This is a genomic window from Sphaerospermopsis kisseleviana CS-549 (genome assembly GCF_028329225.1).
GTDB lineage: Bacteria > Cyanobacteriota > Cyanobacteriia > Cyanobacteriales > Nostocaceae > Sphaerospermopsis > Sphaerospermopsis kisseleviana.
The window spans coordinates 1-25,155 of record NZ_JAQMTI010000111.1 but is presented as its reverse complement, the minus strand read 5'-3'; the positions used below and the strand labels follow the sequence as shown (position 1 = coordinate 25,155).

Below are 25,155 nucleotides of genomic sequence, written 5' to 3'. Positions count from 1 at the left end.
GTGTTGAATGTTAAGATTTTGAGGATATTGTCCAATTTGTGCATTGGTATCAGTGATACCAAATTTGAGCAATTAATGACTCTATTCTCAATAGACAATAGGTTTTACCTGGGTAAAACGCCAAGATTGTAAAGTTTTATTGCAGGATTCAACACTTGTGCATTAATAGCATTTTCCCAGTTCTTTAAAGATGTCTGTTTCATCGTCACACTTTGACGAAATAACCGGACAATTTGTAGTAATTCTGGTATGTATTCTTCTGGAGTATGTTCAATTTCTAGTAATAAATCATTGCGGGGTTTCGTTGATGATTTATCTGTAATGGATTGGTGATTGTTAATCATAAAATCCTAGATTTTATTATTTTGGTATATTATCAGTATATCAAGAACTTAGTAAAATTCATTTTAATTCTTAATAAAAATATGATTACTACGCAGTTCTAATAGAATAACCTTTTTCTTGAGTTAACCAAGCTGCATAAAGTAAAGATTGACGAATATCTTCAGCTTCTAAATCAGGATATTCTTCTAAAATTTCCTCTATCGGTTTACCATTAGCTACTAAATTTACCACTAAAGAAACAGGTATTCTCATTCCTCGAATACAAGCTTGTCCTGCCATAATTTGTCTATCAAATGTAATTCTGTCTAAATTTAACATAAAAATATTTGTTCTTCACTATCTTTGATAGTAGCATAAATTTATCTATAAAAAAGAATGTTTGGGAACTTGAGGAGGTGCGATCAACAAAATTAATCTAAATCTTCCTCAGTCAAACCAGCATCTTTCAAAATACTTCTGAGTGTACCAGTAGGTAAATCACGATTACCATGAACAGGGATAGAAAGAATCACACTCATACCTTCCTTAACATAGATATGATGACTACCTGTAATCCTTTTCAAACTCCATCCATAGCGTTAAACAATCTTACGCAGAGATTTACCAGAAACGGATTTCATAAAGATAACTCAATTAACTGTTTTTCTGGTTCAACTTCTTCTTGCTGACTAGCAACTTCTAACCAACCTTGAACAGCATCTTTTAACATTTCTAATAAATGTTCATAACTTTCACCCCAGGTATGACATCCTGGTAAAGCTGGTACAGAACCACACCATACACCATCCTCTTCCCAAATAATTGCTTTTATTTTCATGGACAATTTGTTGGAATAAATATAAATATCATATCAGAAATTATAAAAAATTTCTCAGTAAATCCAAGTAAATCCAACTTAGCGATCACGCAAGTGCTGACTGGTCGGTTCGCTGTTTTGGAGGTTGACGAAGTGCGATCGCATAGCTTACCGTAGGTATCGTTTAACAACAGAAATTATGATTAAACTGGAAAAAAATCAGCATCTAAAATTTCATCAGAGGAAAAAGGATTATCTTCAGGAAAAATAGATAAAGGAAGTCCAGTTTCAATCGCTGCTTCTTTACGAGCGTGGTGATAACAATTATCCAAAACTTCTAAATAATAGCCTTTTAAACTAGGACTATCTAAAAACGCATCTTGTAATCTTTGACGATGTTCATAGATTGTATACAACCAACTATTTGACCTGTTTTGAGGTTGAAACTTGTATTTAAGCAAGTGCATAATTAAAACTCGTAAATTACTTTTTAAAGCATTTTTTTCACTTCTTCCCATACTTTCAATTTCTTCAATTAAATTTTCTAATTCTAATTCTGAAAACTGCTTATTCTTTAATAAAGAAGCGGTTTTTTCAATCCATAAATTATAATCTTCTGCATAAAAATTATTAGTTAATATCATAGATGGATGTGTCATAGTTTTCTCCTTAATTCCTGTAGTTTTTTTTCTATTACAAAACGAAGTGCGGAATGTGGGTTAGTAGTGAGGATTTGACTTTACGGTAAAATACTCAATCAAATTAAACAAATTAAACAGCTAAAAACTTTTGAATCACATCCTGACTCAGTTCTGTGGTGAAACCAGAGGCGACAATACCACCTTTTTGCATGGCGTAATAGTAATCAGCCTGACGGACAAAGTGTAAGTGTTGTTCTACTAATAACACAGAAATCCCTTTGGTTTCTACGATGCGACGTACTGCGGCTTCAATTTCCAGGATGATTGAGGGTTGTATTCCTTCTGTGGGTTCATCTAAGACGAGTAACTGTGGTTCTCCCATCAAAGCACGGGCGATCGCTAACTGTTGTTGTTGTCCACCGCTCAAGTCACCACCCATCCGGGATAACATAGTTTTCAACACCGGAAATAAGCTAAAAACTTCTTCAGAAATTTCTGCTTTTCTTGATTGTTTCTGTCTAGCTTCTAACCCTAGAAGTAAATTTTCTCTGACTGTTAACCGGGGGATGATCTCTCGTCCTTGAGGAACATAACCAATTCCCATTTTTGCCCTTTGGTCTGGAGATTTGGAGTTAATTAATTCTCCATTTAAGTTAATTGTACCACTGCGGGGTGAGAGTAACCCCATAATTGTTTTAAGTAGAGTGGTTTTACCTACACCATTACGTCCAATTAAACAGATCATTTGCCCTGGTGGTACGCTTAAATCTACGTTGCGTAAAATATGGCTTTCACCGTAGTAAACGTTAAGTTGAGAAATTTTTAGCATCAGTTTTTTGATTCTCAATAGCGGTTATGATTTATCTAAACTCCAGACCATCGGGGTTAAAAAACAGCAGTTTTATTCTGGCTGTTCTCCTAGATATACTTCGATCACACGAGGGTCATTTTGGACTTGTTCAAAACTCCCCTGACATAGTACGGAACCTTCATGTAATACTGTTACCGTCTTGGCAATTTGGCGGACAAATTCCATATCGTGTTCAATGACTAGAATTGAATGGCTTTGGGCGAGTGTTAATAGTAGTTGTCCGATATTATAGGTTTCTTCGTCCGTTAACCCTGCAACTGGTTCATCAACTAGTAATAAGTCGGGGGACTGTGCTACTAACATCCCAATTTCTAAACGTTGCTTTTCTCCGTGGGAAAGTAAACCGGCGGGAATGTCTGCTTTAGGGGTTAAACCAACTGTTTCTAATAAGCCTTTAATACTATTGTTTTCCGTAGCATGAGGGGGATTAAATAGGGTGGAAAATACATTTTTGTGGCGGTTAATAGTAATTTCTAGGTTTTCACGGGGGGTTAAGTTGAGGTAAATTCGCGGTGTTTGGAATTTTCGCCCAATTCCTAAGCGGGCGATTTCATGTTCAGGTAAAGAACGGAGATTTTTACCTTTGAATAAAACTCTCCCAACTGTTGGTTGTACTTTCCCGGTAATTACATCCAGAAAGGTGGTTTTTCCCGCACCGTTGGGACCAATTACTACCCGCAACTCTCCCGCATCCATACTAAAGTTGAGTTGATTGATAGCTTTAAAACCATCAAAACTGACGGTGACGTTTTCAGTTTCCAAGATTTTCGCGTTCATGTTGCACTTCTGGGTCTGCTTCTAAGGTGGGATATGTGGGGATTGGGCGGGGGCGATGGAAAAAAGAAATCTCTTGCTTTTTTAACCATCCCATGAGACCGTCAGGTAAGACTGTGACGACTATTAAAAATAGTGCGCCTTGAAAAAATAGCCAAATTTCGGCAAATTGTTCACTTAAAAAAGTACGGGCATAATTGACTAATAAAGTACCGACTATCGCCCCGGTTAAGGTAGCGCGTCCCCCCACCGCCACCCAAATCACCATTTCAATAGAAAAACCAATATCCATGGTTCGAGGTGATACAGATCCACTTTGAAGTGTATAAAATGCTCCTGCTATACCAGCGATCGCACCGGATACCGCAAACACTAAAACTTTAAATTCTGTGGGGTTATAGCCAGAAAATCGCACCCGACTTTCATCATCTCGAATAGCGATTAATAATCGCCCAAAGCGTCCACTTGTCAACCAGCGACAAATACCATAGGTGAGGGCGAGAACAAGTACCGTCAGGGTATAGAAAATGAATTGGGTTTGGGAGTCACTGACATTGACCCCAAATAAGGTTCTAAAACCTGTGAGTCCGTTAGTACCGTTAAACAGTTGTTGTTGACCATTAAAGAAGTTGAAAAATATAATCACTGCGGCTTGGGTTAATATGGAAAAATAAACCCCCTTGAGGCGATTACGAAATACTAAGTATCCTAATAATCCCGCTAGTAAGCCAGGAATGAACACCACCGCCACGGTAGCGACGGGAAAAGAATAGAAAGGATACCAAAACCAAGGAAGTTCTTTCACTCCATACAACCCCATAAAATCAGGTAATTCCCCTGAGGGGACTTGGAGTTTTAGGTACATGGCGATCGCATATCCCCCCAAACCAAAGAAAATCCCATGTCCCAAACTCAGCAACCCGGTATAACCCCAGATTAAATCCAGACCCAAAGCCACAATAGCCAGGGACAAAAACCGCCCCAGTAGATTCAACCGAAACCCCGACAGCATTGCTGGTATAATTAAAATCAGGATCAGTGCGATCGCTACCACCGCCCCAATCTCAATTAAAATTAACCTTCCTCCCTTCTGACTCATGCTCTGCGTCCTTTGTGGTTTAAACATCAACAGTACGACCTTTCTGGGGAAAAATTCCCCCAGGCTTCCACTGTAAAAACGCGATAATCAGTGCAAACACTAACACCTTAGCCATACTTGTGGTTGCAAAGAAATTCAACAAATCGGCTAAAGGTTGAAGAGGAGATAATACCAAGGCTAGAGTCCCAGAACCAATTAAGAAATTAGCCGTACCAATTCCCAAAGCCGCCATAATAGTTCCTGCTAAATTCCCCACACCACCGACTACTACTACCATAAAGGTATCAATAATATAATTTTGTCCGGTGTTGGGTCCTACAGAACCGAGTAAACTAATAGCACAACCAGCTACACCAGCCAACCCCGAACCCAGAGCGAAGGTGATAGCATCCACCTTTTGAGTAGGGATACCCAAACAAGCACTCATACTGCGATTTTGGGTGACAGCACGAATCCTTAATCCCCAGTTAGAACGCTGTAAAAATAGATAAATTCCTCCTACACAAATTATTGTCAAAGCCATAATAAACAAGCGAGCATAAGGTAATTGGAGACCACCTACAGACATTCCCCCTTGCAACCAACCAGGAGCAGTCACATCTACATTTTGAGCGCCAAACCAAGGTTGAGTAAACACCTGTTGTTCACTCAATAAGTTTCCCATTGTTATTGTTATACCCAGAGATAGTAACAACAACAATCCTACAAACCATTTACTAACTTTCCCCCCATTACTCCGAGCATTTAAAACCCGTAAACCTCCAAAAAACAACACACAAAATAGGAAGATGCCAACTACTAATAACCAATTCACACTGCGAACAAACTGTTGAAAAATTAAACTCACCCCCCAAGTAGCTAGGAGAGTTTCTAAAGGTCGTCCATACAGATAACGAATCACCCCCCGTTCTAACACTAACCCCACAAGAGCAGTGAATAGAAAAGCAATCATCAAAGCCAAAAATATATAAGAATCAAACCACACTCCCCCCAACTGTTTGCAGCCATTTTGTACCACAAAAGTCGTATAAGCTCCCAACATCATCAATTCACCATGGGCCATATTAATCACGCCCATCAAACCAAATATAATGGCTAGTCCCAAAGCAGCAATTAATAATACTGCTCCAATACTAATACCATTAAATAAAGCTTCCAAAAAACCTATTAACACTTATTTATCCTCAAAAAATATCAATAGTCAATGGTCATTGACTATTGACCATTAACTTAAACTTGCTTGTACTTACCACCTTTAGCTGGGTCTGACCAATCACAGCCAAATCCTTTAGTTTCTGGAACAAATTGATTCCAAGGAATTGGCTCTACTGGTGCGGGGGTAGCATAGACAATATCGAATAAACCATCTTGTCTCACTTGACCAATGCGGACAATTTTCGACAAGTGATGATTGGCGTTCATGGTCACTTTACCTTCTGGTGCATCTAAAGTTTGACCATAGGCCGCAGCGCGAACTTTATTTAAGTCAGTTGTTCCAGCTTTTTCTACTGCTTGTTTCCATAAATAAACGGCGATGTATGCTGCTTCCATGGGGTCGTTAATTACCCGGTCTGCACCATACTCTTTTTTAAAAGCTGCTACAAACTTTTTATTTGCAGGTGTGTCTACTGTTTGAAAGTAATTCCAAGCTGCATAGTGACCTTGGAGATATTCAACACCAATGGCTTTAACTTCCTCTTCTGCAATACTTACAGACATAGAGGGATATTTATCTGCTGTTAATCCAGCCCCTTTTAATTGTTTGAAAAATGCCACATTGCTGTCACCATTGAGGGTGTTATAAATTACGCCACCATTGGGTAAAGCTTGCCTAATTTTAGAGATGATAGGTGTAACTTCTACGTTACCAAGTGGTAAATAATCTTCACCAACAGTTTTTCCACCTAAAGCTTCCAATTGAGCTTTAATAATGGTGTTGGCAGTCCGGGGAAATACGTAGTCAGAACCTACTAAAAAGAATTCTTTGCCTTTATTTTTTAACATCCAATCAACAGATGGTTCAATTTGTTGATTGGGAGCCGCACCAGTATAGAAAATGTTTTTAGAACATTCTTGACCTTCATACTGTACCGGGTACCAGAGCATATGGTCTTTACTCTCAAATACCGGCTTAACATTCTTGCGACTAGCAGAGGTCCAACAACCAAAAATGACAACAGTTTGATCTTGATCAATTAGTTTGGTAGCTTTTTCTCTAAAGGTATCCCAGTTAGAAGCGCCATCTTCAGTAATCGCTTCAATTTGTTTACCTAAGACACCCCCCGCAGCATTAATTTCTTTAATTGCTAATCTTTCAGCATCAACAACGCTTCTTTCACTGATGGCCATTGTCCCGCTCAGGGAGTGTAAAATACCTACTTTGATGGTACTACTGCTATCTGTAGCGGTATCACTACTGCCATTAGTAACAGTATCAGTAGCATTGGGTGAGTCATTGCCGCAAGCCTTGAGTAAAAGGCTAGTACCGATAGTTGCAGAACTATAAAGTAAAAACTTCCTTCGGTTAAATTGTTTACCCATATTTTGGTTATTTTGTTACACTATCAGATTTGATGATAGTTCGACACTATACCATGAAAAAGTTATCTAATATACAAAATTTTAATAAAGAAGCGGTTTTTTCAATAGACTTCTCCGAAAAAGATGTAGGGACAATTCATGAATTGTCCCTACGAATGGGTTTCAGGTTATGCTTATATAATTTTCGGAGATGTCTAATACATAAATTATAATCTTCTGCATAAAGATTATTAGTTAATATCATAGGTTGATGTGTCATAGTCTTTTTGAACTATTAAACAAGCACGGATTTTTTGTGCTTCTGCTCCCACGGTTGGATCAAGATTTACCCAGCGAATTTCACCCCGTTTATAAGTTAAATTACCCTCTGGCATTAATACCATCTCCAGCTACATTATCCCAAGCAGAAATCTCATTTTGATATTCTAAATCTTTTGCATCTTCTTGCAGTGCCGCAATTATTTCTGCTGCTAAAATTTTACGTCTTTGTTCTGCCAATATTGCATTAATATAGGCACTACGATTACCTTTTGCTTGTTGATCAATAAATTGCAAAATGTCTTCTTCTAAAGTAATTGTGACTTTCATCATTCTGTATGACTCATTAATCTTACCTATCAATCATACCACTTTTTTGACAATTTGTAAATACTCTGTATTCTCTGTGTCTGTGCGGTTCGTGTAAAAACGGATATTGGGGGGAAGATGTACGTTAGCGTGTCGAAGATACAGGTATCGCTTTTAATTTGCGTCTTTGCGTGAGATAAAAAAGGATTTTACGAAGTTAAAGAAGTGAATATAAATTATCCAGCAATAGGAATTTCCATGATAAAAAAAGCGATTAACTACAAAACATTTCCCAGTTAATCGCTTAATAAATATCATCAACCCCTAGGTAAAAGCTGATTACTGATTACTGATAGCTGAATGCTTACGTATTTTTTCCCTAAAACTACTTTACAGAAACAGCATCAACATCAACCGTATTATCTACAGTATTATCTGTAGATGTAGACTCATTGACGCTAGATTCCACATCACCTTTACGAGCTTTCCAACCGTCAATTACCAATCCAGAAACTTCTGAAACCAGCAATGTTAACAAAACCAGGTCATCAATTTGACCAACAACAGGGATAAAATCAGGAGCAATATCAATAGGACTAACAAGATAAGCTATTGTACCGATAATTACCCACCAACGATATTTAGGGTTACGCAGTACATTGCGATACCAAGTGTAAAGCGATTGAATAGAGAAGCTCATATTTTTAACCTCTAGTACCTGCAATTAACTTCTATTTTGGCAAATTATCTTCTAAACTCCCGGTAGGAATAACCGCCCTTTGGAGTATAGAAGATGGGTAATAGTCATGCTTTGTTAACTACTTAGGGTTTGCTGAAAAAGTCTTGTCGTGGAGACAGGGAACTCTTAACAGGGAACAGTTTCAAGAGTTCGATGGGAGCGATTTTTCCTTTGTGTAGAAATTAAATGCAAGGTTTTTGAGTTCCCACCTCGTAAAGTCTTGCACTTTTTTAACTTCCAGCAGGCTAAGACCCTTTACTTGTAATATTTTCACATTTATTCAGCAAGCCCTATTTGGTTGTTTTTGGTTTTGGACATATTGCTTGACGGTTTCCAGGGAAGCACCGCCAACAGATATAACGCAATAAGCATCTGTCCAAAAACTAGGATCTTCTTTTTTCCAATAAAACTGTTTTAGATATTCCTGAAATTCGCTTCTAATAATTCTGCTAGATGCAGATTTTAGCGAACTAACAAATTGAGAAATATTGTTGTCTGGGTGTAAGTCTACCAATAGATGAACATGATTTTCTTCTCCACTAAATTCGAGTAATTTACTCTTTCGCTTAGAGCATACACGGTCAAGAACTTCTTGTAGCTTACCTAATATTGCTTGATTGATAACATCCTTATGATATTTGGTTACTAGCACTATATGTAACTGAATGTTGTAAACAGCATGAGAAGCCCTGTTTAGGGTAGTTTCCATATTGACAACCGATTATAGAGTGACTATAATTAACAATACATCAAAACCAAAGAGGTGATAAATAGTGGCATTGCGTAGAGCAACATTTAGACTATATCCAACCCAGAAAATAAATGAAACATTGCTCTACCACCGCAGACTCCACAAGGATCTGTATAATGTTGCTGTTTATCACCGCAAAACCGAATATCAAAAGTTTGGTAAATCGGTTAAATATCTAGATCAACAAAATTGTCTACCAGAGTTCAAGGAGCAGTGGACAGAATATAAACATATCAATTCCCAAGCATTACAAGCAACACTAAAAAGAGTTGACTTTGCATTCAACAGATTTTTGGTGGGTTTAGCAAAATACCCCAAACTAAGATCAATTAGACATTATTCTGGTTGGACATATCCATCTGGTACAGGATGGAAAGTACACTCAATTGGCGATAACGGTTATTTGGAATTAGCTAAAATAGGTCAAATTCAAATGCGTGGTAAAGCTAGGTTATGGGGAAATCCTAAAACCTGTGATATTGTTTACCGCAAGGGTAAATGGTATGCCTCTATCGCATTAGAAGTTGATGATGAAATACTCAAAAATAGTCGTCAAACCAATACCGGGACAATAGCAATTGATTTAGGTTGTACAGATACAATTGCTTGGACTAATGGTGACAAAGATGGACTAATTGAAGCACCGAGATTTTTGAGTAAACAGAATAGTAATGGAGAGAGGAAACCTACAAAGTGGATATTTTAGATTTGTTTAACAAGGGCGGTCCAGCGATGTGGCCTTTGCTGGTGCTGTCAGTCCTATCTTTGAGTGTGATTTTTGAGCGTCTTTGGTTCTGGTTGCGGATCTTGACCCAGGAAAAAGAAATTGTAGAGCGCGTTTTAGATGCTGCTACCGATAATTGGGAAATAGCTACGGAAATCGCCCAAAAAGCCATTGATCAGCCCATAGGACGTTTTCTCTATGCACCCCTACGCTTACAAAAAAGTGATGCGGAAACCTTCCGACTAGCGTTAGAGTCCACAGCAGCAGAAGAAGTAGCAGGGATGCGGAGAGGAGAAAAACTCTTGGAATCTGTGATTGCTCTCTCCCCACTGTTAGGATTATTGGGTACGGTTTTAGGTTTGATTCAGTCCTTGCGAGCAATTAGAATAGGTGACTTGGGTACTGAATCTACAGCTGGCGTAACTACAGGGATTGGCGAATCTTTGATTAGTACGGCCGCTGGGTTAATAGTTGCGATCGTCACTTTGGTATTTTATCGCCTGTTTCAAGGTTTTGTTGTTAACCAAGTTAAAGTTTTTAATAAAGCTGGCAATGATTTAGAGTTGCTTTACCGTCAGTCTCCACCAGATCCCAACAAAAGTACATTAGGAATAGTACGGGAACCCACACAGGAACGTTTTACTTCACCCCGTAAGCGACGCAAAAATAATTCTACTCCAACCCCAGAACCAGCTTCAGATACAACAGATAAAACAGACCAAAATCCCTTTCCTGACTCCCCACCAGAGCTAGAAAATGAAAGTTAACTTACATACTCCCATCGAAGAAGTTCAAATTCAAATCATTCCTTTAATTGATGTTGTTTTTTGTATCCTGACTTTCTTTTTGTTAGCAGCTTTGCAATTTACCAGACAACAGGCAATTAATGTGGATTTACCCAAAGCCAGCACAGGTACTACTTCCTCTGCTAGTTCACAGCTACGAAGTGACATTTTACCTGTAACTATTGATGCTGTTGGTCAAATTTACATTGAAAAAGAAGCTGTGAGACGGGAAGAGTTGCAAGCACGATTAAAGCAGTATATCCAAACAAATCCTAATGGTATTTTGTTGCTGAATGCCTCTCGTACAGCAACTTATAATGATGTGATTCAAACATTAGATTTGCTCCGACAAGTGGGAGGTAATCGTGTTTCTTTGGGAATTATTCCTGGAGCATCTCAACCACTGACTAATTCACCAAACTTTTCTACTACCCCGGTTGTACCAATACCTAATACTGTACCAATACCGGGAACTGACCCCCAAAATAATTTTAACCCTTCTCTACCCTCTGCACCCAATCCATTTCCAGCACCAGCGCAAGGGATTAATCCGGGAATTTCGCCCATAGTTCCCAACAACACCACACCCCAAGTACCTGTACCGCAAAATAGCGATTCTGCACCACAAAGGTGACACAATTTTAATCAGATTTTCTCAGTCTAAATTCCCTCAAACCCGGTTGCATAATATGGGCTAGGGGGAATTTTATTTTTAGCAATATCAAGAAATATTAGATAAACCTAAAGATATTTAAAATAAATCACTGTAGAGAAAAAACCTCTGCTAATTTATAAATAATTGGTTAAGCTACAAAGATTTTCCCATCAATAGACCAAGTATTTTATCGCGTAAATTCCGCTATCAGCACTCAGTGGGCGATTAGAAATCGCGGCTACATAGGCAAAACTCACCGTGGTGGATTTGGTTTGTGTAGTAGCGAATTATATTCGCCGATAGGGAAGCTTTTAAAACATTCTCTGACTTGATCGCCAATCACCATTTACGTTTCAAGGGTTGCGGCAATGAATATTACGACTCTGTTAATTGTTTGGATAGTCACGTCTATCAGTTTGTGGATTATTAGTAAGTTGCCTGTGGGTGTGGAAATTGATTCTCCACAGAAAGCGGTTTTTTCCGCAGCAGTTCTTGGTATTATTACCGCATTAGTTAGACCCATTTTAGGCGTTGTATTTACGATACCAAATTTAGCCACTTTTGACTTATTATCTGGTATCTTTACATTCATGATTGCTGTTGTTTGTTTTAGTATTGCTGCTTGGTTAGTAGAAGGTTTTCGCTTACGTTATGGGATTTGGAGTGCTGTTTTAGGGGCTTTTGCACTCACCATTATTAACAATATAATTTACAAATTACTGGGTGTGTAAATAGTTCATGATTCGTAATTCGTAATTCGTAATTCGTAATTCTTAATTGTCAGCATTCAGCTATTGGCTTTCAGTAGTCAGATTTTTAATGCTTACAGAAAAATCACTATTTGATAATTAACAAATTTATCAAATATTCTGATATTCTGACTCCTGACCCCTAAGTTCTGAATTCTTACTTGTAATTAGAATTGACAGCTTTGTACATTTTTCTCGTTGTCAATTAGGTTGCTTGGCATAAATAATCAATAATTTAATTTGATGCTCTGCAACTTTTAATTACGAATTACGAATCACGAATTACAGATTATTCGTTACTGGGAGGAGCTACCGGAGCAGTGGATTTTTGCTGACGTTGATCGCGTTTTTTCCGATCTGCAGCCAGCATATCTGCCATTACTATCAGTGCTTGTGCCATCTTATCGAGATTAGAACGATATAGCTCTAAATCCTTGGTAATTTTATCTTCAGATAGGTGTAAACCTAGAGCGATCGCTTTTAGCCCCTCATTACGTTGCTGGTCATCTTTGACAAATTCAGCATCTGCCAATTCCAATAATGAAAATAAACCAATGGCAAACAAGCGGCTGTATTTAAAATGAGGATTTTGAGCAATAGCTTGTAGTTGTGCTTGCAAATCGACATCTTGATAGAATTGAGTGGTTTGGCTCAACCAAGCAATTAAATCCTTAACTGGCAAACTATGTGCTACAGCTTGCAATCTAGCTGCATCTTGTCGATACCGTTGGGGATCTTGCTCTACAGCCTGAATCATGGCTTTAAAAATAGATGCTAAGTCCTGTTCCGGTTGATAGCCTTGCATGAAGCGGTCAAAAGTGGTGACAACCCCCAAGGCATAAATTGGATTGTAGCTAAAATCAACATTTACTGACAGCAGATGCATTTCCACCATCAACTCTTCCACTACCCGACGGTAAATAGTGTTGATGGGACGGGTATGAAGATTATAGAAAGTTCGCTTTGTATCAGAGACGGTACGGACGTTATTCACAAAGAAAATGTTAAGGGCGACGTATTTTTATTTTCTCGTTTAAAGGCTACTTTGCCAAGTTATGCAAGATATGAGGTTAACAGCTAGTTTCGCAAAAATTCTCTTTTTCCCCTTCTGACTCCTGACTCCTGACTCCTATTCGTTCTTGACCAAGTTGAGGAATAATCTTTCCAAAGCTTCTGCTTCAGTTTCAAAAATTTCAAAGACTGTATCCATCATTGTCACCTCAAAGACAAGTTTGGCCTCTGGATGGATATTGCAGATCAGGAAACTACCCTTCGCTTTATCAGCATCACGCATTCCCGCCACTAAGGAAGTAAGACCAGAACTATCAATAAAATTTACCTGCTCCAGATTGACAACTACATGACGACTGAGTTTAGAAATACACTCTTGTAACTTCAGGCGAAATTGCCAAGCAGTAGTGATGTCTAAACGATGATCAGTTGGTTTCAAGACAATTACAGTATTCCCGTCTAGGTTTGTATAGGTTTTTTGGTCTATATTCACTGTTGTCTCCGTGATATTGTCCTGAAAATAAACTACTTTTTCACTTTTTTATATAGACTTCATAAATTGGTGATTGTTTAAATTTCACCATCAACCGTATATTTTCCAGAATCCTCAATCAGCTAATTAAATCAAATATTACAGGATTCTCTCTGTTTGATCTTGAACATGAGCCGGCTATAACTACAAACTGAGAATTTTGACTCAATGCCTATATTGTAGTAGTTTAACTAACTGCAACAGTGGTAAGTATCTGGATTCACTAAATTTCCCATTAATCTATTGAGGCTGGGTTTGGGGAATTTTCGGTTTCTTGGTGAATGGAAAGCAGAGTTCTCTAGAGATAAAAGTGTATCTTTCTCAGACAAAAGCGACTATTTGCCTAAATATCCTTTACTAAAACCAGATCACAAATATCTTCTTTCATCCTATTTCCTCAAACCAGCCCAAACCCTTGATTGTTCATCGACCAGCCCCAGTCCTGTCTCCTGGATCTAGATAAATGTGTGGAATTTTACTGTGTTACCAACACTTGTTACTGTTGATTTAGTTTCCAGTTTATCCAATCTTGTGGTTTCAGAAAAGTTTCATAAAGTTCAGCTTCGGGAGAATTGGGTTCTGGTTGGTAGCCATATTCCCAACGAACTAGAGGTGGTAAAGACATGAGAATTGATTCTGTGCGTCCATTGGTTTGCAGACCAAAAATTGTGCCTCGGTCATAAACCAAGTTAAATTCTACATATCTTCCCCGACGGTATAGCTGGAAATTCCGTTGGCGATCGCCATATTCCATGCCATTTCTTTTCTTGACAATTGGCACGTAAGCTGGTAAAAAAGCTCTACCACAATCTTGCACCAAAGAAAATAACTGTTCCCAAGTGCGTGGAGGTAATGCTCCCACCTGATTACTATAATTTGCGGCTTCTCCTTTGGGATCAGGTCCGCGATAAATAGCACCTTGACCATCTTGGTAATCTAAAAACAGACCGCCAACACCTCTAGTTTCCCCTCGATGTTTGAGATAGAAATATTCGTCACACCAGCGTTTAAACACAGGGTAATATTCTGGGTGATGTTGATCGCAAGCTTGTTTCAAAGTTTGATGGAAATGAGCCGCATCTTCAGCAAAGGGGTAATAAGGTGTTAAATCCGCACCACCACCAAACCACCAAACTGGACCTGCTTCAAAATAACGGTAATTTAAATGAACTGTAGGTACATAAGGATTACGAGGGTGTAACACCAAAGAAGTACCAGTAGCATAGAATCCGTGTCCTGTTGCTTCTGGGCGCTGGGCTAAAATTGACGGGGGGAGATGGGAACCCCAAACTTCAGAAAAATTTACACCAGCTTGTTCAAAAATAGCGCCATCACGCAAGACACGCGATCGCCCACCACCCCCTTCTGGACGTTCCCAACTGTCTTCCATAAACTTACCAACACCATCCAGTGCTTCTAACTCGTTGGTGATTTCGTCCTGTAACTGTTTCATAAACTGACTAACTCTGGACTGAGCGTCAGGTGCTGGCAGAAACTTAGATGATTCTGTCGTAAGAGTGGGGGTTTGCGAGTTTGTCAACATAGATTCCCGAACCTAAAATTACAATTTTTGTGCAAGCTACAAATTTCCATTTTAAAAATTTCTGGACAATTAGAGCCAAAAACCTGGCGCAATTTGCCAAAACTGCTTTTTCTGATGAGTGGTCAAAACCAATAGATTATCTTGACCATGCCAATTTTAGATTTTGGATTTTGGATTTTGGATTTTGGATGATTTTTTACTTCCAGCCCCGCCCTCAATCTCAAATCTCCAAACTGCGTCCCCTTGTCGGCGCAGTCAATCTAAAATACTCGCTGCGCTGCGTACGCTTCGCTAACGCAAATCTAAAATCCAAAATTGATTGACTAAAGCTATTTTCCATCAAATGCGTATAGGCTTGTAGATTTATTAAGTTTCTTTGCAATAATTATGGAGATATTTCTGTTATGAACACCAGAACCTAGAGAATTAGTCCACAAAGCAGCCGATTTTCTGTATGGTATCTGTAGTGAGTAGATAGCTTGACTCAAATTTTCCCAGATGCCAGAGTCACCAGACAGATTGTAGCCAGGAGGATTAGGACAGTGCAAGGTTGGTTATCCAAATTCATCCACCGCAAACGTCGTCGATTTTGTGCTTCTCTGGTGCGGACTTATCGAGAGATCAGTTCTGCTTCTGTAGATGAACTTTGGTTAAAGGTGGCTGACTTAACAGATGTTTCCTGGCATCCACTCCTCAAAAGCACTAACGTACCATTAGGATTAGTACCCAAACCCGGATTAATTTTCCTAGCGGTAACACGCTTTTGGCCAGTTCCCATCCAGATTTTTGTAGAACGGGTAAATCCTAAACAGATGTTAAGTATCCGCGTTTTGGCAATTCCTGGGATTGAGGAACGGATCACATACCAAGTAGAGTCAACGGTTTGTGGCAGTTATTTGTCTTATTCTGTAACACTACGTGGCTGGTTATCACCTCTAATTTGGTCTTTGTCCCGTCCCTATGTAGATCGAGTAGCACGGTCTTTAGTAGAATCTGTAGAAAAAGCAGCACTGCAAGCAGTTTCCGGCAAGAAAAAATCTCTCGATGACAGTTGTTTTGATTTTTAAGTGACTGGGGACTGGGGAAGAAGCAGGGGAGCAGGGAGCAGGGAGAAATTATTTATATTTTCAATCACCAATCACCAGTCACCAATCACTAATGCCCCAAGAAAGTTAAGATTCAAGTAGGAGAACATGAAAATTTTTTAAGCTTTATTAAGGCGGCAACGGTACAAACGCTATGTATGATGTCCTCAATTCCCAGTCAGTCCTAGAAGTGTTGCGACCAGTGGAAGATCCAGAACTTCGCAAAAGTCTGGTAGAACTGAATATGATTCGCAACGTCAAAATTGACGGTGGCAAGGTTAGCTTTACTTTGGTGTTGACTACTCCCGCCTGTCCTTTGCGAGAATTTATTGTCGAAGATTGTAAAAAAGCTGTGCAAAAACTGCCTGGTGTAACAGATATCAGCGTAGAAGTAACAGCAGAAACACCCCAACAAAAAAGCCTACCGGATCGCACTGGTGTGGCTGGGGTGAAAAATATTATTGCGGTTTCTAGCGGTAAAGGTGGTGTTGGTAAAAGCACAGTTGCCGTAAATGTGGCAGTTGCTTTGGCACAAACAGGGGCGAAAGTTGGTTTGCTAGATGCTGATATTTACGGACCGAATGACCCGACGATGTTAGGTTTGGCTGATGCAGAAATTACTGTGCGCTCTACAGAAACTGGGGAAATTCTCGAACCTGCATTTAATCATGGAGTCAAATTAGTATCAATGGGCTTTTTGATTGACCGCGATCAACCAGTTATTTGGCGTGGTCCAATGCTCAATGGCGTAATTCGTCAATTTTTGTATCAGGTGCAATGGGGAGAAATTGATTATTTAATTGTCGATATGCCTCCGGGAACTGGAGATGCTCAGTTAACTTTAACCCAAGCAGTACCAATGGCAGGAGCAGTAATTGTGACTACACCTCAAAATGTCGCATTACTGGATTCTCGCAAGGGTTTGCGGATGTTCCAGCAAATGAATGTACCAGTATTAGGGATTGTGGAGAATATGAGTTATTTTATTCCTCCCGATCAACCAGATAAACAATATGACATTTTTGGTTCTGGTGGAGGTTCAAAAACTGCTGCCGAATTAGATGTACCACTTTTGGGCTGTGTTCCTTTGGAAATTTCTACCAGAGTTGGTGGAGATAGTGGTATACCCATAGTGGTTTCTGATCCAGATTCAGCTTCTGCTAAAGCTTTAAAAGCGATCGCTCTAGCTATCGCAGGTAAAGTATCAGTTGCTGCTCTGACATAAGCAAGAAGGCAGGAGGCAGGATAGAGTTTTTTTCTTCCCAGTCCCCAGTCCCCAGTCCCCAGTCCCCATTTAAAACTCAAGTCGCTCTTCGCACAATGTTGTTAAAACGTTCGCTCCCTAAAGTCCGCTGGCAATATTGGATTAAGCCTTGGCAGCAGGTAGATTGGCTATTATTTTGCCTAGCTATTGCTGTCAGTATGTTTGGTGGACTTATGATCCTCAGTACAGAACTGAATAAGCCAGTAACTGACTGGTGGTGGCATTGGCTGATGACTGGTATTGGATCAATCATTGCTCTGTTTTTGGCTCGTTGTCGCTACGAAAACTTAATGCAGTGGCATTGGATCACTTATGCTCTGACTAACTTTAGTCTGATTTTGGTGATGGTGGTTGGTACAAGTGCCAAAGGCGCACAGCGATGGATTAGTATTGGTGGGTTTCATGTGCAACCATCAGAATTTGCTAAAGTTGGTCTAATTATTAGCTTGGCTGCTTTGCTACATAAACGTACAGATCCTACATTTGATAGTGTTTTGCGTTCCCTGGCGATCGCTGCTGTTCCTTGGGGATTAGTATTTGTACAGCCAGATTTGGATACATCACTGGTTTTTGGGTCAATAGTTTTAGGAATGCTCTATTGGGCAAATGCTAATCCTGGTTGGTTAATTTTGCTGGTTTCGCCTGTATTCTCAGCAATTTTATTCAGCATACCTTGGCCTTTGTCCAACTCAATAGTTCTCTTTGAAAATATTTCTCTTACTCCTTTGGGTTTAGCCTGGGCAGGAGCTATGGGAATTGTGGGTTGGCAAACTTTACCTTGGCGTAAATTTGGACTTAGTGGTATTGGTACATTATGTCTCAATATGCTCGGTGGTGGACTAGGTGTTTTTGCCTGGAATCATCTATTAAAAGAGTATCAAAAAGATAGACTGACTGTATTTATTAATCCTGAACTTGACCCCCTTGGTGCTGGTTATCACCTAATTCAATCTCGAATAGCCATTGGTTCTGGGGAAATCTGGGGATGGGGTTTGTTCAAAGGCCCAATGACACAACTAAATTTTGTCCCTGAACAGCATACTGACTTTATTTTCTCTGCTGTGGGTGAAGAATTTGGTTTCGTGGGTTGTTTAATTTTACTTTTCGCTTTCTGCTTAATTTGTTACCGACTATTACACGTAGCTCAAACCGCCAAAGATAATTTTGGTTCTTTGTTAGCTATTGGTGTTTTGTTAATGATTGTGTTTCAGTTAATTATTAATGTAGGTATGACCATTGGTTTAGTTCCTGTTGCCGGTATTACCCTACCTTGGATGAGCTATGGACGTTCTGCCATTCTGGCAAACTTTATTGCCTTGGGAATTGTGGAATCTGTGGCTAATTTCCGGCAAGGGCAAAAATATTATTAAATGGGACTGGGGACTGGGGACTGGGTAATCAATTTGATTTTCCCAATCACCAATTACCAATTACCAATTACCAATTACCAATCACCATCAACTAATATTAAGCTAATAAAAGAGAACAAATTGAGGGTAAAAACATGATTCTGCCTGGAGCCACTGTTCGCGTCAAAAATCCCGCAGATACATACTATCGGTATGAAGGACTTGTGCAACGAGTAAGTGATGGTAAAGTAGCTGTACTGTTTGAAGGTGGTAACTGGGACAAAATTATTACCTTCCGCTTGCCAGAATTAGAACTCGTAGAAACTACTGCCAAGAAAAAAGGAAAATAATTCTTTCGTCATTAGTCATCATTAGTCATCATTAGTCAGTTGTCATTTGTCAGTTGTCATTTGTCCACAGTTGATAAAAGACAGATGATAACTGATAACTGTTAACTGATAACTGATTGTCATGCGTCTACCCTTACCACAGTTTGCGACAGGCGATCGCCATCCTCACCACATTGCGGAGGTGATCGAAACCACAACTACCGAATTTTTGGCGCAATGTCTAGAACCAGAAGACTTGAGTTTTCCAGTTATGCCACCTTTTGGTAGTTGGGTTTGTGCTGTAGATGAAGAATCTGGGAATCAAATCTATGCTGTGGTATATCATGCCACAACTATGCCCATAGATTCTGTACACCGGGCTAGGGCGTTGGGTTTGTCTTTGCAAACTTTGCGAGAAGAACAACCCCAGATATTTGCTATGCTCAGAACAGAATTTCGGGCGGCAATTGTTGGATTTGAGCAGCAGTCACAAAATCTCAGTAACCAAGGAGTGTATCAGTATCTCCCACCACGTCCGCCCCAAATACATCAAGCGGTTTATCGGTGTCAACCAGAAGCGATCGTCAGGTTCACAGAAAAATTAGATTTTTTAAGGACGTTACTTTTGATTAATGGTGCGCCAGTAGAATCTTTAGCTGCATCTGCTATTCGTGAAGTTTACCAATTACGCAAAGCTGACAGAGAATGGCTGATTAAAGCTGGTCGCCATCTCAGTGTACTGCTAAAAGACGATTATGATCGACTACGCTTTATTTTGAGCCAAATTCACCCATAGGGAATAGGGAATAGGTAGCGAGCAGGGAGCGACAAAACTTCAACATTTAACATTCAACATTCAGTATTCAGTGTATAACTCCTGAGTCCTGGAAATTTTTGAACTCCTAATAGCTGATAACTGACAACTGATAACTGATAAATGTTTTTTATGATGCCACTTGTGTCACAAGTTCTGACGTTAGATCCAACCTTTCAAGTTCTAGGACCAGAACCTATTGTTCCCTTGGCTATTTTACTGTTAGTTATTTTTGTTATACCTATCCTCTTTGAGCGACTAAGATTGCCAGCATTAGTAGGTTTGGTTGGCTCTGGAGTGGTACTAGGTCCATCAGGTTGGCGCTTATTTGAACCTGAATTGCCAATGATGGCCTTGCTATCAGACATTGGGTTAGTTTACTTGATGTTTATCACCGGATTGGAATTTAATATCCCACTTTTCCGTCAACAGCAAAGTCGTTCCTTAATATTTGGTGCTTTTAGTTTCCTTTTACCCCTGATGCTAGGAACATTAGGAGGACGATTTTTGGACTTTAGTTGGCATAGTTCTATACTAATAGGCTGCTTCCTGTCTTCTCACTCTCTTTTGGCATATCCAATTATCAATCGTTTGGGATTGACAAATAATCAGGCTGTGACTATGACAATGGGAGCCACAATTTTTAAAGATATCGGCACACTGCTAATCTTAACTGTTGCTATCACCAGCTTTCATGGTGGGTTATCCAAATTTTCTCAACTAATAACTATATTAGGCTGGGTAATAATATACTTCATGATAGTGTTAGTCGGTTTTGATTGGGCGAGCCAAGAATTTTTCCGCCGTTCTGGGGATGAGGAGGGTAACAAGTTTTTGTGTGTGTTGATGTCTGTATTTCTGGCAGTTGTCATTGCACAACTGATGGGTTTAAACAAAATTGTGGGCTTTTTCCTGGCAGGTTTAGCCGTTAATGAAGCTATAGGCGAAGGACCAGTTAAAGAAAAATTAATATTTATCGGCAGTGTTTTATTTATTCCTATTTTCTTTATTGACTTAGGTTTAAGGATTGATTTACCTAGCTTCTTTGCTGGGTACAGCACAATCAAGTTATTACTATTAATTTTAGTGGGTTTGATTGTCGGCAAATTTATGGCATCTGTGTTGGCAAGGTTGGTTTACCGCTATAGTTGGCAGGAAACACTAACTATTTGGTCACTATCTCTTCCCTTGGGAGGTACAACATTAGCGGTGGCTGTAGGGGGATACAGGTCTGGTGTACTGTCAGGAGAGGTATTAAACACTGCCATTATCTTGGTGCTGATTACAGCGACTTTGGGACCTTGGCTGACAAGTCTCATGGCTGCTGGGTGTGCTGTGAATTTGACCTGTTCATCGGTGGAAGAAGTATCACCAATTACTTTGTCTCAGCAGCAATCACAATCATCTCAGGGTAATTTTACTATCATCGTACCTATCCAAAATCCCCAAACGCAAAAGTATTTGATGGAAATGGCGGCCTTATTAGCCTGTCAATCCCAGGGTAAAGTTTTACCATTAGCGATCGCTCATGCTACATCTCAAATGGATGCACCCCAGTTAGATACCGCTTGGCAGCACAGTGAAAAGTTATTGGCTAAAGCCATTGCACAAAGTCAGTTATTAGGCGCACCAGCAGAACCATTACTGAGAATTGATGATGCTTTCGCTCCTGGAATATGCAGGACTGCTCGTGAACAAAAAGCGAATTTGATTATTATAGGTTGGGGTAAACGTAATGGTTTGCGGGCGCGTTTATTAGGGAATGTCATTGATAATGTGCTTTGGGCTTCCCATTGTCCAGTGGCTGTGGCACGTCTGGTAGAATCACCAAAAAAAATTCAGCGTATTTTAGTGCCGATAGAAAATTTAACCACGCCAGCACTTACACCTGTACAATTTGCTCAAACCTTGGCAGATGCTAATCAAAGCCAGATTACTCTTCTCAATGTTTGCGATCGCCGCACCAGTGCTAGTCAAATTTCTGCCAGAAGAGAGCATTTATCCCAATGGGTATCTAATTTAGCTGTACCAAATCCACCAGAAATTCAAATTTTCACTCATGAAAATCCTGCTCAAGCTATTTTACAGGCTGCAAGATTGTATGATTTAGTTGTATTGCCTTTTATCCGTAATCGTACTATCCCTGGAGGGTTAGCTATGAGTGATGTTACCAGCGAATTAGCTAGGCAACTTACCTGCTCCATGATCATTCTGGGAGAACCACAACGCCATCATACACTTGCTTTGTCAAATATTAACCACGCTAAAATAGCGGTTTTACAAAAATACTAACCACAATTCTCATTATTTAATTCATCATCACTGGCGACACTTCTTGTAAAAAAACTTGACATTTTTTAGATCATGTTGAAGATTTGATGAAAAATAACAGAAAATTCCATATTCATTTAGAATATCAAAGAAGATCAATAATAATTTTGTACAGGCTCTGTGGGAAAATTGCTTAATCTACTGAGAGTTATTTTCCTTAACTATGTATTAATATACTGAAGCCGGGTAATCTAAAAATAAGGATAATACCCCTGGAAATATCTAGAAAATAATTGGGAAACTATGAGAATTTTAGTGACTGGCGGTGCTGGGTTTATTGGTTCTCATCTGATAGACCGACTAATGGCTGATGGACATGAAGTTATATGTTTGGATAACTTCTATACGGGAAATAAACGCAATCTCCTCAAATGGTTCAATAACCCTTATTTTGAGATGATCCGTCATGATATTACTGAGCCAATTCGCTTAGAAGTGGATCAAGTCTATCATTTGGCTTGTCCTGCGTCTCCTGTGCATTACCAGTACAACTCCATTAAAACCGTCAAAACTAATGTGATGGGAACCATGAATATGTTGGGGTTAGCTAAAAGGGTGAAAGCGAGATTTTTATTAGCTTCCACCAGTGAAGTTTACGGTGATCCAGAAATCCATCCCCAAACCGAAGATTATCGTGGTAGTGTTAATCCTATTGGTATCCGCTCCTGCTATGACGAAGGTAAAAGAATTGCGGAAACTTTGACATTTGACTACTACCGAGAAAATAAAGTTGATATTCGTGTAGCCAGAATATTTAACACCTATGGACCACGGATGTTAGAAAACGATGGTCGGGTAGTCAGTAACTTGGTTGTGCAAGCATTAAAGGGAGTTCCTTTAACCGTGTATGGTGAAGGTTCACAAACTCGCAGCTTTTGCTATGTATCTGATCTAGTTGAAGGTCTAATGAGGCTGATGAATGGTGATTACATCGGACCTGTAAATCTGGGTAATCCTGATGAATACACTATTTTAGAACTGGCACAGACAGTACAAAATATGGTTAACCCAGATGCAGAAATTAAGTTTGAACCCCTACCTTCCGATGATCCTCGTCGTCGTCGTCCCGATATTACCAAGGCAAAAACTTTATTAAATTGGGAACCTACCATTCCTTTACAAGAAGGGTTAAAACTAACAGTAGAAGATTTCCGTCAACGTATCAAAACTAATGATTAGTCTATAATCAGTTCTCATTAGTCATTTGTTAACCAACAACTCATGACTAATAACCAATGACTGATAATAAAAAAACGAGGAGTTTAAAAAATGCGTGTTTGTGTAATCGGGACTGGTTATGTGGGTTTAGTCACAGGAGTTTGTTTAGCTTATATTGGTCATGATGTCATCTGCATAGATAACAACGAAGAGAAACTAAAGTTAATGAAATCTGGGCAGTCGCCAATTTTCGAGCCTGGACTTTCGGAAATTATGCAAGCTGCTATTAATAGTGGAAATATTCAATTTTCGTCGGATATGGCTGGGGGAGTTGCCCACGGGGAAATTCTGTTTATTGCTGTGGGAACTCCGCCATTACCTAATGGTGAAAGTGATACCCGTTATGTGGAAGCTGTAGCGCGTGGGATTGGAGCTAATCTCAATGGCGGTTATAAGGTAATTGTGAATAAATCTACAGTACCCATCGGTTCTGGTGACTGGGTACGGATGATTGTTTTAGATGGTATTGTTGAACGTCAGAAGTCATTGGTGGCGGTAGGTGGTTCATCTGCTGAGGAAAAACCACCGGAAATTTCCGCTCACTTTGATGTTGTGAGTAATCCAGAGTTTTTGCGGGAAGGTTCAGCAGTTTACGACACCTTTAACCCGGATCGGATTGTTTTGGGGGGGAACAGTCAACAGGCGATCGCCATGATGAAGGAACTTTATGCCCCGATTGTAGAACGCAAGTTTGCTTTTGATCAGTCTTTACCGCCTGTACCAGTGCTGGTGACCGACTTGAGTTCAGCAGAGATGATTAAATATGCTGCCAATGCTTTTTTGGCAACCAAGATTAGTTTTATTAATGAAGTGGCAAATATTTGCGATCGCGTTGGTGCTGATGTTACCCAAGTAGCAAAAGGTATTGGTTTAGATTCCCGAATTGGTAACAAGTTCTTGCAAGCGGGCATAGGTTGGGGTGGTTCTTGCTTCCCCAAAGATGTATCAGCACTAATTCACACCGCTGATGATTATGGATATGAAGCCCAGTTACTCAAAGCTGCTGTGAGTGTGAATGAACGTCAGCGTTTGATTGCTTTGGAAAAATTACAACAAGCTTTAAAAATCCTCAAAGGTAAAACTGTGGGACTACTCGGTTTAACCTTCAAACCCGATACAGACGATTTACGGGATGCTCCTGCACTCAACTTGATTGAGCAACTCAATCGACTGGGAGCTAAAGTCAAAGCTTATGACCCGATTATTTCCCAAACAGGTATGCGTCATGGTCTTTCAGGAGTATTGGTAGAAACCGATGCCCAAAGACTGGCTGATGGCTGTGATGCTTTGGTACTCGTTACCGAATGGCAACAGTTCAGCACTTTGGACTATGCAAAAATGGCAAAATTAATGAACCACGCCGTTATGATTGATGGTCGTAACTTCTTGGACCCGGAAACGATGGTAAGAGCTGGTTTCCAATATGTAGGTGTTGGTAGATAAACGGTGATTGGTGATTGGTGATTGGTGATTGGTGATTGGTGATTGGGGAGATGGGGAGATTACAGCTATTTTCAGGTAAATAAACCACATTTTGATTTAGGTTTCGCGTCAACAATGTAGGGGCGTTCGCGAAGCGTGCTGGAAGCATCAGCATTCGGATGATAGTCTTAGGTAAAAACCGATAATTAATTGTCCGAAT

30 protein-coding genes are annotated in these 25,155 nt (G+C 39.6%); 13 read left to right on the top strand and 17 right to left on the bottom strand.

Annotated features, from left to right (window positions below):
• Positions 1 to 104 precede the first annotated feature (104 nt).
• From PN497_RS10015 to tnpA, 14 genes are all read right to left on the bottom strand, one after another.
• The gene (locus tag PN497_RS10015; RefSeq protein ID WP_272110028.1) at positions 105 to 344 is read right to left on the bottom strand and encodes a hypothetical protein; all 240 of its coding nucleotides are present in this window, start codon (positions 342 to 344) and stop codon (positions 105 to 107) included.
• 88 nt (positions 345 to 432) lie between these two features.
• Positions 433 to 663 carry a DUF433 domain-containing protein gene (locus tag PN497_RS10010; protein ID WP_096569235.1) on the bottom strand — a complete coding sequence of 77 codons (231 nt, stop codon included), beginning with the start codon at positions 661 to 663 and terminating at the stop codon, positions 433 to 435.
• Positions 664 to 755: 92 nt separating this feature from the next.
• The gene (locus PN497_RS10005; protein ID WP_241993511.1) at positions 756 to 908 is read right to left on the bottom strand and encodes a type II toxin-antitoxin system HicA family toxin; all 153 of its coding nucleotides are present in this window, start codon (positions 906 to 908) and stop codon (positions 756 to 758) included.
• Positions 909 to 961: 53 nt separating this feature from the next.
• Positions 962 to 1,162, bottom strand: a complete 201-nt coding sequence (locus PN497_RS10000; protein ID WP_096569238.1) for a type II toxin-antitoxin system HicB family antitoxin — start codon at positions 1,160 to 1,162, stop codon at positions 962 to 964.
• A gap of 182 nt (positions 1,163 to 1,344) precedes the next feature.
• Complete coding sequence (locus tag PN497_RS09995; RefSeq protein WP_096569241.1) at positions 1,345 to 1,800, bottom strand: DUF29 domain-containing protein; 456 nt, start codon at positions 1,798 to 1,800, stop codon at positions 1,345 to 1,347.
• Positions 1,801 to 1,912: 112 nt separating this feature from the next.
• Entirely contained in the window at positions 1,913 to 2,611 is a 699-nt protein-coding gene (urtE, locus tag PN497_RS09990; RefSeq protein ID WP_096569244.1) for an urea ABC transporter ATP-binding subunit UrtE, read from the bottom strand.
• 72 nt (positions 2,612 to 2,683) lie between these two features.
• Positions 2,684 to 3,430 (bottom strand): urea ABC transporter ATP-binding protein UrtD, encoded by a 747-nt coding sequence (urtD, locus tag PN497_RS09985; RefSeq protein WP_096569247.1) that lies wholly within the window; start codon positions 3,428 to 3,430, stop codon positions 2,684 to 2,686.
• On the bottom strand, positions 3,405 to 4,526 hold the full coding sequence (gene urtC, locus PN497_RS09980) for an urea ABC transporter permease subunit UrtC (RefSeq protein WP_096572716.1): 1,122 nt from the start codon (positions 4,524 to 4,526) through the stop codon (positions 3,405 to 3,407). The genes urtD and urtC overlap by 26 nt, the downstream gene beginning before the upstream one ends.
• Before the next feature lie 19 nt (positions 4,527 to 4,545).
• The gene (locus PN497_RS09975) at positions 4,546 to 5,700 is read right to left on the bottom strand and encodes an ABC transporter permease subunit (RefSeq protein WP_096569249.1); all 1,155 of its coding nucleotides are present in this window, start codon (positions 5,698 to 5,700) and stop codon (positions 4,546 to 4,548) included.
• A 56-nt stretch (positions 5,701 to 5,756) separates the two neighbouring features.
• On the bottom strand, positions 5,757 to 7,067 hold the full coding sequence (urtA, locus tag PN497_RS09970) for an urea ABC transporter substrate-binding protein (RefSeq protein ID WP_096569252.1): 1,311 nt from the start codon (positions 7,065 to 7,067) through the stop codon (positions 5,757 to 5,759).
• A 230-nt stretch (positions 7,068 to 7,297) separates the two neighbouring features.
• Complete coding sequence (locus tag PN497_RS09965; protein WP_272110025.1) at positions 7,298 to 7,441, bottom strand: type II toxin-antitoxin system PemK/MazF family toxin; 144 nt, start codon at positions 7,439 to 7,441, stop codon at positions 7,298 to 7,300.
• The gene (gene mazE, locus PN497_RS09960; protein WP_096569254.1) at positions 7,428 to 7,658 is read right to left on the bottom strand and encodes a type II toxin-antitoxin system MazE family antitoxin; all 231 of its coding nucleotides are present in this window, start codon (positions 7,656 to 7,658) and stop codon (positions 7,428 to 7,430) included. The genes PN497_RS09965 and mazE overlap by 14 nt, the downstream gene beginning before the upstream one ends.
• 361 nt (positions 7,659 to 8,019) lie before the next feature.
• Positions 8,020 to 8,334, bottom strand: a complete 315-nt coding sequence (locus PN497_RS09955) for a YkvA family protein (protein ID WP_096569257.1) — start codon at positions 8,332 to 8,334, stop codon at positions 8,020 to 8,022.
• A 319-nt stretch (positions 8,335 to 8,653) separates the two neighbouring features.
• Positions 8,654 to 9,082 carry an IS200/IS605 family transposase gene (gene tnpA / locus PN497_RS09950; RefSeq protein WP_096569260.1) on the bottom strand — a complete coding sequence of 143 codons (429 nt, stop codon included), beginning with the start codon at positions 9,080 to 9,082 and terminating at the stop codon, positions 8,654 to 8,656.
• Between the two features lie 64 nt (positions 9,083 to 9,146).
• On the opposite strand from tnpA, the gene PN497_RS09945 reads away from it, so the two are divergent.
• From PN497_RS09945 to PN497_RS09930, 4 genes are all read left to right on the top strand, one after another.
• Positions 9,147 to 9,830: an RNA-guided endonuclease InsQ/TnpB family protein gene (locus PN497_RS09945; protein ID WP_236104087.1), complete on the top strand. Its 684-nt coding sequence runs from the start codon at positions 9,147 to 9,149 to the stop codon at positions 9,828 to 9,830.
• Positions 9,818 to 10,615: a MotA/TolQ/ExbB proton channel family protein gene (locus PN497_RS09940; RefSeq protein ID WP_096569263.1), complete on the top strand. Its 798-nt coding sequence runs from the start codon at positions 9,818 to 9,820 to the stop codon at positions 10,613 to 10,615. Before PN497_RS09945 ends, PN497_RS09940 begins: the two co-directional genes overlap by 13 nt.
• A complete protein-coding gene (locus PN497_RS09935) occupies positions 10,605 to 11,267 on the top strand; it encodes an ExbD/TolR family protein (protein ID WP_096569266.1) in 663 nt (220 codons plus the stop codon). The genes PN497_RS09940 and PN497_RS09935 overlap by 11 nt, the downstream gene beginning before the upstream one ends.
• 389 nt (positions 11,268 to 11,656) lie before the next feature.
• Positions 11,657 to 12,019 carry a phage holin family protein gene (locus PN497_RS09930; RefSeq protein WP_096569269.1) on the top strand — a complete coding sequence of 121 codons (363 nt, stop codon included), beginning with the start codon at positions 11,657 to 11,659 and terminating at the stop codon, positions 12,017 to 12,019.
• A 307-nt stretch (positions 12,020 to 12,326) separates the two neighbouring features.
• Here PN497_RS09930 and psb29 read toward each other — a convergent pair whose 3' ends face one another.
• From psb29 to hemF, 3 genes are all read right to left on the bottom strand, one after another.
• Positions 12,327 to 13,031: a photosystem II biogenesis protein Psp29 gene (psb29, locus tag PN497_RS09925; RefSeq protein ID WP_096569272.1), complete on the bottom strand. Its 705-nt coding sequence runs from the start codon at positions 13,029 to 13,031 to the stop codon at positions 12,327 to 12,329.
• Between the two features lie 135 nt (positions 13,032 to 13,166).
• Entirely contained in the window at positions 13,167 to 13,541 is a 375-nt protein-coding gene (locus tag PN497_RS09920) for an STAS domain-containing protein (protein WP_096569275.1), read from the bottom strand.
• Between the two features lie 535 nt (positions 13,542 to 14,076).
• Positions 14,077 to 15,123, bottom strand: a complete 1,047-nt coding sequence (gene hemF / locus PN497_RS09915) for an oxygen-dependent coproporphyrinogen oxidase (RefSeq protein ID WP_096569278.1) — start codon at positions 15,121 to 15,123, stop codon at positions 14,077 to 14,079.
• A 29-nt stretch (positions 15,124 to 15,152) separates the two neighbouring features.
• Between hemF and PN497_RS09910 the strand changes: the two genes are divergently transcribed.
• From PN497_RS09910 to PN497_RS09870, 9 genes are all read left to right on the top strand, one after another.
• The gene (locus PN497_RS09910; protein WP_096569280.1) at positions 15,153 to 15,446 is read left to right on the top strand and encodes a hypothetical protein; all 294 of its coding nucleotides are present in this window, start codon (positions 15,153 to 15,155) and stop codon (positions 15,444 to 15,446) included.
• A gap of 219 nt (positions 15,447 to 15,665) precedes the next feature.
• Entirely contained in the window at positions 15,666 to 16,190 is a 525-nt protein-coding gene (locus tag PN497_RS09905) for a polyketide cyclase / dehydrase and lipid transport (RefSeq protein WP_096569283.1), read from the top strand.
• 172 nt (positions 16,191 to 16,362) lie between these two features.
• Positions 16,363 to 17,433 (top strand): Mrp/NBP35 family ATP-binding protein, encoded by a 1,071-nt coding sequence (locus PN497_RS09900; protein WP_096569286.1) that lies wholly within the window; start codon positions 16,363 to 16,365, stop codon positions 17,431 to 17,433.
• 95 nt (positions 17,434 to 17,528) lie between these two features.
• Positions 17,529 to 18,842 carry a rod shape-determining protein RodA gene (gene rodA / locus PN497_RS09895; RefSeq protein WP_096569289.1) on the top strand — a complete coding sequence of 438 codons (1,314 nt, stop codon included), beginning with the start codon at positions 17,529 to 17,531 and terminating at the stop codon, positions 18,840 to 18,842.
• Between the two features lie 134 nt (positions 18,843 to 18,976).
• On the top strand, positions 18,977 to 19,171 hold the full coding sequence (locus tag PN497_RS09890; protein WP_096569291.1) for an NAD(P)H dehydrogenase subunit NdhS: 195 nt from the start codon (positions 18,977 to 18,979) through the stop codon (positions 19,169 to 19,171).
• Positions 19,172 to 19,292: 121 nt separating this feature from the next.
• Positions 19,293 to 19,946, top strand: coding sequence for an HAS-barrel domain-containing protein (locus PN497_RS09885; RefSeq protein WP_096569294.1), 654 nt, complete (start codon positions 19,293 to 19,295; stop codon positions 19,944 to 19,946).
• A gap of 153 nt (positions 19,947 to 20,099) precedes the next feature.
• Positions 20,100 to 22,256: a cation:proton antiporter domain-containing protein gene (locus PN497_RS09880; protein ID WP_096572717.1), complete on the top strand. Its 2,157-nt coding sequence runs from the start codon at positions 20,100 to 20,102 to the stop codon at positions 22,254 to 22,256.
• 282 nt (positions 22,257 to 22,538) lie between these two features.
• Positions 22,539 to 23,474 carry a UDP-glucuronic acid decarboxylase family protein gene (locus PN497_RS09875; RefSeq protein WP_096569296.1) on the top strand — a complete coding sequence of 312 codons (936 nt, stop codon included), beginning with the start codon at positions 22,539 to 22,541 and terminating at the stop codon, positions 23,472 to 23,474.
• A 90-nt stretch (positions 23,475 to 23,564) separates the two neighbouring features.
• The gene (locus PN497_RS09870; protein WP_096569299.1) at positions 23,565 to 24,956 is read left to right on the top strand and encodes a UDP-glucose dehydrogenase family protein; all 1,392 of its coding nucleotides are present in this window, start codon (positions 23,565 to 23,567) and stop codon (positions 24,954 to 24,956) included.
• Positions 24,957 to 25,155 lie beyond the last annotated feature (199 nt).

Coding starts and splice junctions, on each gene's coding strand:
- PN497_RS10015 (WP_272110028.1), bottom strand. CDS start 344: ATGATTAACAATCACCAATCCATTACAGATAAATCATCAACGAAACCC.
- PN497_RS09900 (WP_096569286.1), top strand. CDS start 16,363: ATGTATGATGTCCTCAATTCCCAGTCAGTCCTAGAAGTGTTGCGACCA.
- PN497_RS10000 (WP_096569238.1), bottom strand. CDS start 1,162: ATGAAAATAAAAGCAATTATTTGGGAAGAGGATGGTGTATGGTGTGGT.
- urtD (WP_096569247.1), bottom strand. CDS start 3,430: ATGAACGCGAAAATCTTGGAAACTGAAAACGTCACCGTCAGTTTTGAT.
- PN497_RS09880 (WP_096572717.1), top strand. CDS start 20,100: ATGCCACTTGTGTCACAAGTTCTGACGTTAGATCCAACCTTTCAAGTT.
- tnpA (WP_096569260.1), bottom strand. CDS start 9,082: ATGGAAACTACCCTAAACAGGGCTTCTCATGCTGTTTACAACATTCAG.
- PN497_RS09995 (WP_096569241.1), bottom strand. CDS start 1,800: ATGACACATCCATCTATGATATTAACTAATAATTTTTATGCAGAAGAT.
- PN497_RS10010 (WP_096569235.1), bottom strand. CDS start 663: ATGTTAAATTTAGACAGAATTACATTTGATAGACAAATTATGGCAGGA.
- PN497_RS09965 (WP_272110025.1), bottom strand. CDS start 7,441: ATGCCAGAGGGTAATTTAACTTATAAACGGGGTGAAATTCGCTGGGTA.
- PN497_RS09890 (WP_096569291.1), top strand. CDS start 18,977: ATGATTCTGCCTGGAGCCACTGTTCGCGTCAAAAATCCCGCAGATACA.
- rodA (WP_096569289.1), top strand. CDS start 17,529: ATGTTGTTAAAACGTTCGCTCCCTAAAGTCCGCTGGCAATATTGGATT.
- PN497_RS09870 (WP_096569299.1), top strand. CDS start 23,565: ATGCGTGTTTGTGTAATCGGGACTGGTTATGTGGGTTTAGTCACAGGA.
- PN497_RS09930 (WP_096569269.1), top strand. CDS start 11,657: ATGAATATTACGACTCTGTTAATTGTTTGGATAGTCACGTCTATCAGT.
- urtE (WP_096569244.1), bottom strand. CDS start 2,611: ATGCTAAAAATTTCTCAACTTAACGTTTACTACGGTGAAAGCCATATT.
- urtC (WP_096572716.1), bottom strand. CDS start 4,526: ATGAGTCAGAAGGGAGGAAGGTTAATTTTAATTGAGATTGGGGCGGTG.
- PN497_RS09955 (WP_096569257.1), bottom strand. CDS start 8,334: ATGAGCTTCTCTATTCAATCGCTTTACACTTGGTATCGCAATGTACTG.
- mazE (WP_096569254.1), bottom strand. CDS start 7,658: ATGATGAAAGTCACAATTACTTTAGAAGAAGACATTTTGCAATTTATT.
- urtA (WP_096569252.1), bottom strand. CDS start 7,067: ATGGGTAAACAATTTAACCGAAGGAAGTTTTTACTTTATAGTTCTGCA.
- PN497_RS09885 (WP_096569294.1), top strand. CDS start 19,293: ATGCGTCTACCCTTACCACAGTTTGCGACAGGCGATCGCCATCCTCAC.
- PN497_RS09875 (WP_096569296.1), top strand. CDS start 22,539: ATGAGAATTTTAGTGACTGGCGGTGCTGGGTTTATTGGTTCTCATCTG.
- hemF (WP_096569278.1), bottom strand. CDS start 15,123: ATGTTGACAAACTCGCAAACCCCCACTCTTACGACAGAATCATCTAAG.
- PN497_RS09935 (WP_096569266.1), top strand. CDS start 10,605: ATGAAAGTTAACTTACATACTCCCATCGAAGAAGTTCAAATTCAAATC.